Origin of the sequence: Phocaeicola abscessus CCUG 55929 (assembly GCF_000312445.1) — a bacterium.
Classification (GTDB): domain Bacteria; phylum Bacteroidota; class Bacteroidia; order Bacteroidales; family Bacteroidaceae; genus Phocaeicola; species Phocaeicola abscessus.
This window is the reverse complement of record NZ_HE997182.1, coordinates 216,809-231,102: the sequence shown is the minus strand read 5'-3', so window position 1 is coordinate 231,102 and position 14,294 is coordinate 216,809. Positions and strand designations below refer to the sequence as shown.

Here is a 14,294-nt window from a genome sequence, read left to right as displayed (position 1 = left end):
TTAGATGTTATTTTTCAAATTTAGTTCCATTTTTCTATTTCTTGTTCGACTAAAGAGATTGCTTTTTCTTCAGCATTGAAAGCTCTATATGTAAAATCCATGTAGTTGCGAATAATCCCAGTTATCTCCTCACTGAGTTCCTTTGTTGGCTTGACTACAGGAATGGATTCCACATGGAATGGTTCTATGCGTTCAATCACAGCTCCATATTTCATGGACTGAATATAGTCATAGACAAATGGTTGTTGTAGATAAACAAACATGTATTCTTTCGTATAAAGAGCATCATAAGATTCAAGACGAATGATGTCTTGAGAACCTATAGATTGTTTGTCAATATATTCTTTTGTAATAAGCTTTATGTCTCCAACAGAACCCGCACATGTTATCAATATCTGCCCTTCTTTCATGGCCATCTCGTCTATGAATGGGGTGCGTGTTCGACTAAGATAATCACAACGGCGGAATGGATTGTTAAGAAAAATTTCCGAACCTTTAATATAAGGAATTCCATCTTCGACATAATTTCTCTTGAAAATTCCGGGACGATATACTTTTCCATTAATTTTTCCAATAGTTGTATGTTCTAATCTATTTTTCAACTCAAAAATTGTTTTCACACCATCATTTATCAATGCTGGAGGGTCAAGCCTATGCTGAAGAGAATCTAATATTTCTTTATATGATACAGATGACGTTTTGAAATAATGCTTTTCAAATTCTGCATTAATCCACAAAGCAAGGATGTCTTTAGCTTTTTCAAGTGCTGCTGCCGCATCTTCACGCAAACGTGCAGATTCTTTAATAGAAGAATCGACCTTCACCTGAACGTCTTCTGGGAAAAGGGGAATTACAATTTTCCCAACATCTTTATCATTAGTGTGCTTTACAACTCCACCAAACTGCGACTGTGTAATTTGATAATAGCCATATTTTCCTGCGAGGAAAGCATAAACAACTCCTTTCAGGATATTCTTGTCATTGGGTACAATGCGGATAAGATCATGGGTCGCAATCTTATCTTCAAATGTGCTATTGGTATAAGTTACATTACCCAATGTACCAGAACAAGTAACCAAAATCCAGTCTTTTTTCAGCCATAGATGTTTTAACTGTTCCGCTTGTTTATTCGAAAGATAACGGCCTGTCTCTATATTAGAAAGAACAGTATCTGAAGCTGCAAGATATGTTTTGCCATGTGCTTTATCTTTCACAAAGACTCTGGAAAAGATGTTTCCCAAAAACACCTTTTCTGAAACATCGTTTATAGTTATAAGTCCGTATGGTAACTTTGCCAGATCTTCACGAACTTGTAACCCTTCGCTTAGATGAAGCGATGGGTCTAAGCGGAAGCCCATAGATGCAAAGTGCTTTGTTGATGTCACCCCTGTTTTCATAAGCCTCTTTCCTCCTTAAAATGCTTATATTCGGTACTCACCTTAGGTAGATCATCATCCAAATGCTTGATGCGCTCCTTGCGCTGCATCAGGCGTTCACGACCATTATCTTCGATTATCAGGTTCTGCTTGATGTGGTCGAATAGCAATTCTGCTCCATCATCATCACGCTCATAGATGGGTACACCTCGGCGGTCTTTGCCCGCCTTCTCCACTATGGCCATGAAAACATCATAGTCCTCTTGGATGTAATCAACACTGATGTCTTTCTTCTTCTGAAGGAATAATAGGGAGGCTTGCACACCCACCTGCGGAAGGAATGCTTCTACGGGCAGATCGACACTTGCCAACAAACGGAAGTGACGAAGAATCCACTTACGCGTCTCTTCCATGTTGGGATTTCCAAGAATACTATCAGGAAGAACGATAGCCATCTTACCGCCAGGTTTCAAGAAACGATAGCATTGTTCTATAAAAAGAACTTCAGGCGCATTGCTCTGGAGTTCAAACTGAGCGCGTTGAATGATGGCAGGGTCAACTTCCACCTTAGCACCGAATGGCGGGTTCGTGAAAATCATATCGAACTTGCCTTGTGCATTTTCCCTTGCAGTTCCAAAGGGGAAGGATTTATCAGCACTTGCTTCGATACTTCGCTGAACAGCCGGTGCGATGTTGGGAACATCGGGACGGTCGCCATGGGGATAGTCAAGCGAGTTGATGTTGAAGATGTTTGCATGACCATCACCAGCCATCACCATATTCATTCGAGCAGCCTTCTTCAAGTCCGGGTCGAAGTCGAAGCCGAATATCATCCTCTCCGCATACTTGCGCACTTCCTCATTTACATCAGGTGTATTGAGCATTGCTTCCTGATGAAGCGCATCCATATCAGGATATAGACGCTTCACTATCTTATGACGCACATGGTCAAGTACCATCACGAGGAAGCCGCCGCTACCACATGCAGGGTCGAGCACACGGGTATTCTCGTCTGGATCAAGCATCTCAACCATACATTTGATAATGTTTCGAGGTGTGAAGAATTGTCCTGCCTCCTGCTTCAGCGTATTGCTGACAATTGTTTCATAGGCAGTACCCTTCACATCGACGGTAGCATCAAGGAAAGAATATTTAGCTAATTCTGCGGCAACCCTTGCAAGTCCGGCATCCGAAAGATTAATTTGCTCGTTGCCGTCGAAAACATCCTTGAAGGTGCCGTCGGTCTTCAGCTCCTCGAAGAGCGATTTGATGCGCTGTGCAACTGCCTTTTGTCCTTCCTCTGTATTCTGTTCTTTCACACCTACCCAGAACTTACGGCGATAGCTGATGCCTTGTTTTGCATCGCTAAAACGGCGCTTCTCATCAAAGAGTTTGCAGAATATAAGATTGAGCAATTCCCAGAAGGCGGTTTTCTTCATGCCCTCGTTGCCATAAATGTAATCGTGGCAACGCTTGAATGTCTTTACCAGAGACTCATTAGCTGGCTTGCGTGGAACGGAGCGGTCGCCCTGTGCAACAAGTTGTTCAAAGGTTTGGTCGTATGCAGGGAAGTCAGTGATGTCCTCACAGGTCATATAGTGGTACTCATCTTCCACACCATGCATATAATGCAGGTCCTCACCATTAGTCCAGCAACCAAACTCACAATTCGTATTGAGAAGAATAGGTTCAAGAAGTGCAGCAACACCTTGTTTCTGGTCTGTGTCCTTCACCTTGGCATCTTTCACGACTTGAACGAATCGAATCATGTTCCCCACATCGTGGGCGCGACCTTCCTCAAAAACGGCAATTGACACTTTCATTGTTCGACTGCGGCCTTCATCCTGGTCTTCAAACTTGACAGAGAAATCTCGTTCCATGTCATCCAGACTAAAACCATACTCATCTGTCAGCATGGTTATCATTGATTGAAGCGTAAGCTCTTTGTCAGTGACCTTCACAATTTTATTCGTGAGGGCACAGATCATTTGATTCTCATCGAGTACAACCTCGTTTCTTGTTGCCTGTTCTTCTTGGACACTCATATCGTATGATAATTCTTAAATTTGCAAAATTAATTCTTTTTTGTCTCAAATATATGGGTTTAGCCCATCCATGTTAGTCCATCCTTGTTTTTACCTATTTTAAACACATTATGGCATTCTCAGAAGTTCATTCACATCTACCTCCAACACTTTGGCAATCTCCATGAGATTTTCCAAATTTGGCTGTGCCGAGTTGGTACACCACTTACTCACAGTTGCAGGGTCTTTACCCAACTGCTCTGCAAGCCATTTATTGGTGCGCTTCTTTTCTGCAAGCACCACTTTCAACCGGTTCAAATCTTTACTTTCCATGTTTATCGCTTTTAGTTATTGGGTACAAAGATAATGTTTTTATCGCAATTATCGTTCTAAAATCGGAAAAATATGGTTTTATAAATCATATAATTTGCTTTTTAATCAATTTTTGCAGATAAATTCAAAGTCAAAAGTGATAAATTAGCAAGGGGAGCGTCAAAATACCCCCACTCTTGATGTTGTGGAAACATAGTATCACCTTAAATTCCCCAGCCAGTCTTTTTCTTCGTGCCGTCCCAGTTGGTAAGCTCACTGCTGGAACCACCACCGCCAATGCCGACACCACCTCTTCCTCCTGCCATAAGAAGCAAGTTTTGCATCAAATCTTTGGAAACCGTCATCGCATCGCAAAGTTGTCTGGTACGGGAAGCGGTGAGATCAATTTTGAAATCTGATGAGATTCCTGTCCATGACACCTTCTCTAACAGATAGGCGGCAGCAATCCTGCGCTGCTTTTCATCTGTTGGGTCAAGGTCACACTCGAATGCTTCAGCTATGATGCCCCATGCAACGGCCTCACCCTTCTCTGGTTGGAAGTCGCTGTTTTTACCCTCTGCGTAATCCCTGATGGCAGCAACACCATTTTCAATCCATTTGTCAATCTGTTTCTTGAAGGCTTCCTTATTCTGTTGAATACTCTCCCAGATTTCCTTGATTTCAGGAATGCCCAACATTTCTCGGACTTGACCCTCTGCGTGTTCAGCTCGTTTATGCTCACTATACGCCTTGTTGCCTGAACGGACAGCCTCATACTCGGCTTTGCCAAGTTGCTCCTGCAGTTCTTTGATTTCTGCATTCTTCTGGATGCGAAGTCTTGTAATGGCATTCTCGTCAATCGAAGTTATGCGTTTTTTGAGCCCATTGTTTTCTTCGGTCAATCGACCGTTCTCCTTTTGCAGTTGTTTGTTCTGCTCAATAATCGTTCTCGCCTCCTTCATTGCTTTGTTGAAGAGTGACTTTCCCAATTTCAGTATGTCCTGCTTCTGGGCTTCTTTGGCTTGCATGAGTGCAGTCTGCAATTCTGTAAGGATGGTTTTAATTACTTCCCGTCGTTCCTCGCGCCATTCCTTCTGACCGAAAGCAGGAATGGGCTTTTCAAGTTCTGTTTTTATGGTATCCCATGCATCCTTTACAAGTTGATCGGTTTTCAATATTGGCACCATAAGGTCTTCTTCCTTAATGTCCAATGCCGCAGCATATTCTTCCAGTTGGGAGACACTATCTTCGAGGTTTTTCTTCTGCTGCTCCACACTCCGTCTCCGACCTTCCATCTTATCCACCTCTCCTTCCAAACTCTCCTTTTGCCTTCTCATGTCCTGCACCTCACTCGCCATCTTTTCCTTCTGACCTTCCAAACGTTCATTTTCCATTTGGTTCCTGACAATGGCATCTTTTGCCTGACGTTCTGCCTCCAACACGGCCTTGTTCTTGTGAACTCGCTCACGCTTTTCCTCACCTGGCAGCATGGCTATGTCATCGCCACGCTCCAGCCCATATTTTCTGCCAACCTCGTTGTAGTAGTCAGTATGCATCTGGTAGTAGGTTTTTCCTACAGCATATTTGTCCTCGCCCCATACACGGGCATACGATACACATTCCTTTTCCCTCCGTTCGACTTCTGTTCTTACGAAGTTCGAGCGGATTTCTTCAGGCAGTTTCTTCCATTCCTTATGGGAGAGAACCTTCGACTTGTCATCCTTATGTACATACTTGGCGGACGCACGACCTCTGGTTTTTGTCTTTGCCATAGGGATGGTCTGGATTTGAATATGCGGTGTAGTTTCGTCAAGATGAACATCAAAACCGATGATGTTCTCTGCTCCCCAATGGTCACACGCCCAATGGTAGGTGTCCATTGCCCAGTCTTTGAAGCCTTGCCTCAGCACGATATGAGCATTGCTCTTTTGAAGGGTAAAGTCCACATCTTGGTCACCGAAGGCGAGTCGGGTCAGCACATCATGGTCACCACTGACGATGATTCCGACGGTACAATTTGGACTGTTGTCGGAGATTCCCAATGGGTTGTTCTTGTCCATGTAGGGTTTGAAACCGAGTTCATCAAGACGCTTCTGCAAGCGTTCATGAAGTGGCACGGGATTGGAACCGAGAGGAACGATTTCACCCTTTCCGTTAATCTCAAAGTTGAGATGCTTGCGTAAGAAATCGTAGTGGTTGTTGGTGTCCTGATTCTTCAGACGATAAGTTTTCTCGTCCCATCCGCGACGTTCCGGTTCGTAGCCTTCCGCGGCAGAAAAGGACTTTGTTGGTGCGCCAACACGAATGGCGGCACGAGGAATGTTGTTTCTAGCTTTAGACATATTTTTCTTTTTTAAAAGTGAATGGATAAATGTTCTTTGGGTCTCGGGTGGAACCTGAGTGGAGGGTTGAGGGAGAGAGTTACTCCCTCACAGATGCCATTTGGCTACTGGCGTTAGTTTTGGTAATCAGCATAGCTTGCAGGTGTGGTTCAACCCTCGGAGAGCATAATGGGACTTTTTAAGGGAGCGTGCGAATCTAAAAGTCCATATTATGTTATGGGATTATTGCGTAATCCCCTCGGCGTAGCCATGCTTTCGTGAGGAAGTCTTATGAATCGTCCTCTACGATTTCGAGTTCAAGAGCATCTATAAGTTTCTGGAGAACTGGATTTAATTCTATCATTCTTGCCAGAAGCATCTGCTTGGTTTCTTGCATCAGCAGGAAATCAGCGATGTCAAGTCCAGCCTCACGTTGCTCATCGGTTGCCGTTTTCTCCAAAACATCAGATACCATCACACTATGACAAATAGGTTTGAGTATATCAGACTTCACTTGCCATTTTTCCGTGGCTCCAAGGTCGGGCATGAGAATCACATCTCTACCCCTAAGCACTTGTAGGGCATCCTCATTGAAACAACCGTTTTTTCCACCAGTTGCCAACCAGAGGAAATCTGGCATAAAATGTGACGCAATGAGACAAGTCTTCTCACTTTCCACGAGCATGATGGGAGTGGTTGGATGTGAGTTAAGCAAGTGCTCACCAAACAAACATTGCTTCAGGTTATAGTTGGGTAGTTTCAACAGGGAGTGTACCCAACTGACGTATGCCAGTGGTTCCTTGATGCGATGGCCGTTCTGCGGATTGTATGCCATGACTTTTCCTCCACGAATGTTGCTATTCACATCAATCTGCCAGAATACAGTCGAACCATTCCACTTGTTGGAAGTGCCAACACAATAGCGTTCAAACTGACGGTTCGTAGCATTGTTTCCTATTGTCTTGCACAGGTAACGATGTAATGGATTAATCTCATAATGTGAAAGGGACTTTCTCATTAGTTCTTCAGATATAAAAGACGGAACCAGAGGTTCGGTCTTTACATTGTTGGAGTTACGTGACGTATGTGGCTTATAAGTGATGTCGTCATTATCCTTTGCATCAGGTTTTTCCTCTGGGTTATCATGGAAGTAATCCTTGGGAGTATAGTGGTAACCACAAGCGTCCTCATGGTCGCATCGACCTACATAGTCAGGGAAGATGATAATACCTTCCTCGTCAACATACTTGACGAAACAATTACGTTTGCCACATTGAGGGCAGGTGAGCTTGTTGTTTCTCCTGCTCGTATCATATTTCTTCAGATGGAATCTATACTGGTTCATAATAATGGAGTTTGATTTTGCTGATTATCATCGTTACACTTTGGAACTACAGAATTTTGGGTACTTTGGGAACTTTCGGTATCAACATGAGCTTCTGAAAGTGGAAAAGTACCCAAAGTGGAAAGAGTTTGAAGAGAGCAGGAGGGAACTTTCTCATATAGCCCATGTGCTTTCTTGTAAATGTACTTCTGGTGAATTAACTTGGGCAAATTCTTCTTGACACCACTGGCAGACATACCAACCTCCACACCAGCAGCTATCGCCTCCGCTGTAGTGAAAGAATTACCGAGCAAATCAAGGAACTCCTTTTTGTCAGGTTCCATACTGTGCGTATCAACTATACTTAAGATTCTCATATATGATTCCTCCATGAAAGCATGCATACGCAAAGCACAACGGATGGACTTTTCATCAATAAGCGTATCTGTTGCTTCCCCACATGCCCAACGGAGCATCTGGAAGATAAGAGCCAAGCGTCCGACATTCGCCTCCATCTTGGCCGTTCGGCGTACCAAACAGTTTGCTTCTATGTTCCCTTGTCTGCCGATGGCAAAAGCCTCCTCCTTTAGTTTGTTGCGCCAATTATAAAACAAGCATTTGGCATCATAAGTCATATCAAGGACTATAGTTGCCAGTTCCTTGCCATCCTCACTGAATGGACATTCTATCTGAATCAGACGGGTCAGAATATTGTTCCATCGTATATTACAAGGGGCCTTGACTAAGCCCACAGGTTTCTCTTTGTCAGTAATAGTCCAAAGTGTAGGTCTCACCTCTTTGGGAATGACGAACATGAAACGGTCAATCAATCCGCTGTTGACATTCTCATCTGTGAAGAACTCATGAATGCGCTCGGTCTGGGTGGTACCGATGATATTGATGCATGGCTTTCGAATAATGGATGGTATGGGGTTATTGCAACGAGTCACCTTCACCTGCTTTCCAGTATAAGCTGTAAGCATCTGACTCATGAAAGGATTATCATTGTATCGGCAAACGGAATGGAAGAAGCCCATTATCTCGTCAATCAATAGTACAACACCACGTTGGTTGTCATTATGCAGTCGCCACAGACTTTCAGGAGTTGAGTCCGATAGGATGGTTTGTATTAAGACTGGTTTTTCCATACCACTTCCAACATCTGCTTTGCCCTTCTCTGCTGTGGCATTATATTGATCCATTTCGTCCTTGAACTTAGTGTACATGGCATAGTCGTGATCTTCTATGGGCTTATACGCAAAGTCCAAGGGAGGGGTCTTACCCTGCCCTGGCTCACCCACAAGGATGACGTAAAGGCTGGGATTACTCTCCCATGAGGGTTTAAGTCGGATGTGTCGAGTATTTCCAATGGCTGTTGAAACCGCAGAAAGCATGGCAACTGTTGTATACTCTACAGGGAAATTGTCCTCAGCTGCGAGGTCAAGAATAATTTCCTGTACTTTGGCAGGAAACACATCCAAGGGCAATCCTGTGTCAGAAACGTGGGCAGCCTCTGCTCGTACAGCATTGATGGTGGCCAATGCAATACTATTAAGCTTTGTTGGTTCATCCATGGCACTCCTCCTTACATTTTTTATTGTCACCATCTTCTATAGCGGACGAGAATATGTCCGTGACCTCTTTCTTGGAATAGAGGTTACGTCGGCCCATCTTGTGTTTCTTGATGACACCTTCGTTCTCCTTTCGCCAGAGAGTCGTGTAAGTGATGTGCAGCAATTCGCACACCTCCTCACGGGTTAACCACTCGCCTTCTTCAACGGAAGGCTTCTCATTCAGTCCGCGCTTTGTGCAGACTTCTTCTACAATCTCAGTGACAACCTGCCTGAGGTCATCCATCTGTAACATTACAAAATTTCCTTGCATATAATCACTTTTTTTGATTTCATGCCGCAAAGTTATTGTAATGTCATAGGGTGTTCCCTCGGCAAAATTTGGAACGAATTCTGCCGAGGTGCATTTAACAGCTCTTTAACAAATAGGCCCTAAAGAGAACAAAAAAGGATGCCTAAATGAGCATCCTTGAGAATCTAATCGATATTGGGGTTGATGGCCGAAAGTAGCCGGATCTTTATTCTTGTCGTGTACTTTCTGGCTCGCTCTATCTGGGCATTTGAAATATTCAGGTTGCCATCACTGTCTTTGGATATGATGGCGTTATATACTGCTTCAGCCCAGTCAAAGCCTTTATTAATATGGATGTCAGGAAACTTCTCCTGTATGGCGGTATGGAAGGTGCGGTAATTGTATTCGCCGTTTGTAAGTTTGCCCTTGACCAATGCAGCGAAAATATATGCCAATATGGAATCCGTTTCTTCAATCTTTTTCCATTCAGAAAGTACTTTCTCAATTTCTGCAATCAGAACAGACACATCCTCTGGCAGTAACATTTCTTCAAGTAGGACAACTTTTTTCTTCCTACCTCCGCTGCTCTGCACTTCAAGTAAGGCGGCATCTATCACCTGTTTGGCTTCGCCTTTCTTCAGTTGTCTGGCAACCTCCTTCCATTGACCTTTTGAGTAATGGGCCTTATCAACACTTGCACCTATGAGTGTTTCGATGCACCGTCTTCCTAAAAGCCTTTGCCAATAAGGACTTTCTGGCTTAAGGAAAGTTTGTGAAAGAAGGTCGGCAGCATGAAGGAATCCATTATCGAAGACAATCCAATAATAAAGGCTGAACAGATAGGGATTCTTATGAAGCAGCCGTTCACGGATAACTTCATTGTTAAGCGAAGAGTCAAGCATTTCGGACAAACGTCCCTTCAATGGGTTGTCGTCGGTTCCCATCAGGCTTTGTTCGTAGTGCTTGTTGCCAGGGAACAGGCCAGCCACTATTTTCATCATTCCTTTGACTCCACCGAAGGAAAGCATTTCCATGAGGAAGAAATAGTTGTTCTGGATGAAAGTCATGTCGCCATCATAGGCTTTCTGAAACGTGGCTATAAATTCACCATACTCATCAGGATGATCATAGTGCCAGCGACGGAGGGTAAGCAGGTTTAGTTCATCTGATGTTATCTCTGTGGTTTCTCGGTTATGATTCTCATCGCGGAACCGTTTGTAATCCTCTGCGGCATCAATGATTTCTTGGATGCCTGGTTCCTCTGACTTTTCCTCGATGGCTTTTGCCAGTCGGTCTGCACCCTTATCAAAGAGGAGATAGCAGCATAAACAATATGCAGAAGTGTCGCCCTCTTTGACTGCCTTGGAGTATAGCTTTTCTACATCAATATCATCTTTGGATGAAATGGTGACAAGATTGGCGATGACCGATTGCAGCGGTTCGGCATTGCCATCACCAAGGTCTAAGATGTTCTGATGATAAGGTTGCAATAGTTGTGCTTCCAAATCTTGCTTAAACTTGGAATAGACATCTGAGTGGGTTTCTTTCCAATCTAATAGTACTTTCTCGTCCATGAATATAGCAACTATTCTTTTGTTTCTTTATCCCCAATCCCAGTCAGGTCAAACTTATAAACTTCTTCTTCTGTCTGAATCTGCTCAAAGAAGGTTATCATATAGATGGGATAATAAGTGATTTTTCCTTTGGTTTGTACATTTTCTTGACAGAATACAAAGGACTGTGGTACATCATATTCTTCATTTGCCATGACATTTGAAAGTGCGTTATGGCGTTCATAGTCCTTACCGGACTTAACCTCTATTGGCAACACATTGTTGTCATATTCCACTACAAAGTCCAGTTCACCCTGTTTCTTACTATTGAAATAATATAGAGAATGTTGCTGTTCCTCTGTAAAACCATGTGCGTAAAGTTCTTGTGCCACGAGATTCTCGAAAACAGAGCCAAAGTTGATATTGGGATCTTGGCTGAGCAATCTGGTCTGTATGTTCCCTCCGTACATAGCAGCAAGTAGCCCCACATCATTCAAGAACAGTTTGAACAGATTACGTTGTTTGCTTAGAAGCAATGGCACTCGTGGCTCTTCAACATTATATGTCGGAACGGCAACACCAGCATCCTTTAACCACAAGAAACTATCCTCGTACTTGCTGAATCTGGCTTTTTCGTTTAATGCTTTTAGGATGAAACGCTTGTTCTTTGCATTCAGTTCAGATGGAATGAGGTCATATATTTCCTCAATCTGCAACTTGTGATCTGGGTCGTATTTTGTGATGTCTCTTTTGTAGGTACGGATAATACCACGTTGTTCTTCATATACTTTACGAAGATTATTTGTGTCAAGATGCTTTTGTACAGCTGCAGGCATTCCACCTATGATAAGATATAGCCGGACGGCTTCCAACATTCTCTTGTGAATAAAGTTATCGACAGGCTGCTTTCCCTCAAAGCTCTTACGCAGATGACCGATGACATCAGACCCTATGCCAATAGCCTCAAAGAATTCCAGAAGGTCGAGAGGGTACATTTCTATCTCATCCATATACCCGACAGGTACACTGCGCAAGTCTTTCAATTCAACACCCAACAGAGAACCGCTCATTACATACTTATAACTACCCTCGTCCACAAGAAACTTGATGGCCGTTACCATTTCCTTGCATTCCTGAACTTCATCGAAGAATATCAGAGTCTTTCCTGGAACCAATGGCTTTTTCGTAAAAGCAGAAAGACGTAAGAGCAAATCTTTCGCTCCCTTTTGCTCACTGAACAGCTCTATGGCATCGGGCTGCTCTACGAAATTAATCTCAACGACATTTTCAAAGCATTCTTTACTTGCCTTTCTTATAGCATACGTTTTGCCGACCTGTCTTGCACCTGTTACCAACAAGGCGCGTCTGTCGTTGAGTATAAAGTTACGTATTAGCTCGTCAGCTTTGCGTGTAATCATATAAACTTGACTTTGTGGGTGCAAAGATACAACATTTTGCTTATATATAAGAACAAAATGCAAATTAATTACATTTTTCCAAGGTAAAAAACGACGTTATATTACACTTTTCCAAGATAAAACCAATACAAAAATTACATTTTTCCAAGTATTCGGTTAGCAGGTTTATCTTTTATAGAAGACAAAATCAGTCATTTTTATATTTTTATCTTGTATAATTCACATCTTAGGTTCTGATAGTTCTCGATTTGCGTTCTGTATTATCTAATTCGAAAGAAGGGGGAAAATACCCACGTCTATTTTCGTTTAGAGGATTATAATCTTGCGCAATCTCGACTTTTTTGCCAGATTGCGCTAACTTATAACTTATTTTGATGCTTCTGCCATGAGTGCTGCGCGTTCTTCTTCACTCATACCCTTTAGCAGATTAAGGAGAGCAGCCTTATCATCGGCCGGTCCATTTTCATTTAGTAGGTAAGAATTATATTCCAGCATCTTGGCCAGTGGGTAAGTACCAATGTAGTTTGAGGTAATATCACCACTGCTGCTATGTCCCATGCTGTCGCTTATATATTTATAAGGTACACGACCTGAGTTGTTCAGATTTGTTGCGAAACTGTGGCGGGCCCAAGTCGGCGAGGGCTGTTGCTCTATCTTAAGCATTCCTGCCACTTTACGCACGTGCTTACGAATGTATTTATTATAGCGCTGTACTACCCACATTTCTTTTTCTGGAGTAAGAAACTGCTTCATAATAGGGAATACACGCTGTCCGAGCTTAGGCTCATTCGCATACTTATCGAGAATCTTCTTGATTTCTGGGGTTATGGGAAAAATAACCTCACTGGATTTCTTGTTACGTTCTTTAGTTTTGTGGCGTAGAAACCTAAATTGTTTTCCGTGAGTGGCAAAATACCACTCGTCATATTCCAAACGTAGCGTGTCCGCCAAGTTCTGACCATCGCCCAAATACATGAAAAGAAACAGACCAAGGTCACGGAATAAGGCGTACTTTTCCTTAGGGAGAAATTTCTCGTTACCATTCTCATCTTTAGCCTCGTCTTTTTCCCAAAACTCATAGAGTTTATGCATCGTGGCTACATCAAGGAACTCATGTTTACGACTGGCAATCTTGTTGTAACCAGTATCTTTGAACATTTCCTTGGTATTTCCTTTAATATAGCTCTTACTGATAGCTCTGTTGACAATGGTTCGAAACGAGCGCAATATAATACTGATATAGGTCGTACTTAACCCTGATTTCTTCAGGTTTGATTCCCATTTTTGTATAAAGGAACGGTCAATTTCAGCAAATACAACATCCTTACCATGATCTTTAATGAACCGATTCCGAATATCTCTACCCACCCTTGCAGTGCCTGCATCACCTTTTTCTTTCTTTTCCTGGATATACTCATCCCAAATGGAATATATGGTGTTATTATCGTCAGCGATTCCATTGTACCTATCCTTAATTCGGGCAAGAGAAAAAGTACCTGCATCTGCCATCTCGCAAACTATCGGCTTTAGATTGTTAATGTGTTTTTTTAGTTGTGCTCTCCTCTCAGAATCAGCCCTCACTCTGGTACTTTGTTCGTGCTTGCACATTTCCAACCAATTACTCCAAGTGCTTTTTTCGCCTACAGGCAAATAAAGACGTTTAGACTCCTTGGTCACTCTTAGGACAATTGGTAATTCCTGAGACAGGTCATGTTCAGCAGGACGACCAGCTTCATCCCTTTTTGTAACAGTCCATTTTCTTATGTCAATTGTAAGTGACACATAGACACCTTTGTAGCTAAAATTGGCTAAATCGGCCGAATTGGTGAACATAAAGATTTTCTTTGGCATAACAGAATCCTTTATTTATAGGCATTTGCGAATAATTCTTGGCGAACATGAGGTGAACATAGACCTCTAAATTCAGTGCAAATTTACGCATTTTTCTGCAAACCACAAATATATAACTCCCTTATATATCGACATTTATCATTTTTTGTGATTTCGTAAAATTACTATGGAAAAGACTCATAATCTGGAGGTCACAGGTTCAAGCCCTGTCTGGTCCACGGTGAAAATCCACCCCCTGCGGAGGGAAAGGCG

General features: G+C 42.8%; 10 protein-coding genes. All 10 read right to left on the bottom strand.

Going from position 1 to position 14,294, the window contains the following annotated elements:
- Nucleotides 1-20: 20 nt before the first annotated feature.
- Nucleotides 21-1,397, bottom strand: coding sequence for a methylation-associated defense system restriction endonuclease subunit S MAD5 (mads5, locus tag BN102_RS01080; RefSeq protein WP_036786892.1), 1,377 nt, complete (start codon nucleotides 1,395-1,397; stop codon nucleotides 21-23).
- Nucleotides 1,394-3,421: a methylation-associated defense system DNA methyltransferase MAD2 gene (gene mads2, locus BN102_RS01075; RefSeq protein WP_019207200.1), complete on the bottom strand. Its 2,028-nt coding sequence runs from the start codon at nucleotides 3,419-3,421 to the stop codon at nucleotides 1,394-1,396. Before mads2 ends, mads5 begins: the two co-directional genes overlap by 4 nt.
- A gap of 108 nt (nucleotides 3,422-3,529) precedes the next feature.
- Nucleotides 3,530-3,733, bottom strand: a complete 204-nt coding sequence (locus BN102_RS01070; protein WP_019207199.1) for a helix-turn-helix transcriptional regulator — start codon at nucleotides 3,731-3,733, stop codon at nucleotides 3,530-3,532.
- A gap of 203 nt (nucleotides 3,734-3,936) precedes the next feature.
- On the bottom strand, nucleotides 3,937-6,054 hold the full coding sequence (gene mobV / locus BN102_RS01065) for a MobV family relaxase (protein ID WP_019207198.1): 2,118 nt from the start codon (nucleotides 6,052-6,054) through the stop codon (nucleotides 3,937-3,939).
- 268 nt (nucleotides 6,055-6,322) lie between these two features.
- Nucleotides 6,323-7,378, bottom strand: a complete 1,056-nt coding sequence (locus BN102_RS01060) for a DUF6371 domain-containing protein (protein WP_019207197.1) — start codon at nucleotides 7,376-7,378, stop codon at nucleotides 6,323-6,325.
- A complete protein-coding gene (locus tag BN102_RS01055; protein WP_198006531.1) occupies nucleotides 7,375-8,931 on the bottom strand; it encodes a DUF3987 domain-containing protein in 1,557 nt (518 codons plus the stop codon). Before BN102_RS01055 ends, BN102_RS01060 begins: the two co-directional genes overlap by 4 nt.
- On the bottom strand, nucleotides 8,924-9,241 hold the full coding sequence (locus BN102_RS01050; protein WP_019207195.1) for a helix-turn-helix domain-containing protein: 318 nt from the start codon (nucleotides 9,239-9,241) through the stop codon (nucleotides 8,924-8,926). The genes BN102_RS01055 and BN102_RS01050 overlap by 8 nt, the downstream gene beginning before the upstream one ends.
- Before the next feature lie 164 nt (nucleotides 9,242-9,405).
- Nucleotides 9,406-10,794: a DUF6043 family protein gene (locus BN102_RS01045; RefSeq protein WP_019207194.1), complete on the bottom strand. Its 1,389-nt coding sequence runs from the start codon at nucleotides 10,792-10,794 to the stop codon at nucleotides 9,406-9,408.
- Nucleotides 10,795-10,805: 11 nt separating this feature from the next.
- Complete coding sequence (locus BN102_RS01040; RefSeq protein ID WP_019207193.1) at nucleotides 10,806-12,191, bottom strand: ATP-binding protein; 1,386 nt, start codon at nucleotides 12,189-12,191, stop codon at nucleotides 10,806-10,808.
- A gap of 366 nt (nucleotides 12,192-12,557) precedes the next feature.
- On the bottom strand, nucleotides 12,558-14,024 hold the full coding sequence (locus tag BN102_RS01035) for a tyrosine-type recombinase/integrase (protein WP_036787052.1): 1,467 nt from the start codon (nucleotides 14,022-14,024) through the stop codon (nucleotides 12,558-12,560).
- Nucleotides 14,025-14,294 lie beyond the last annotated feature (270 nt).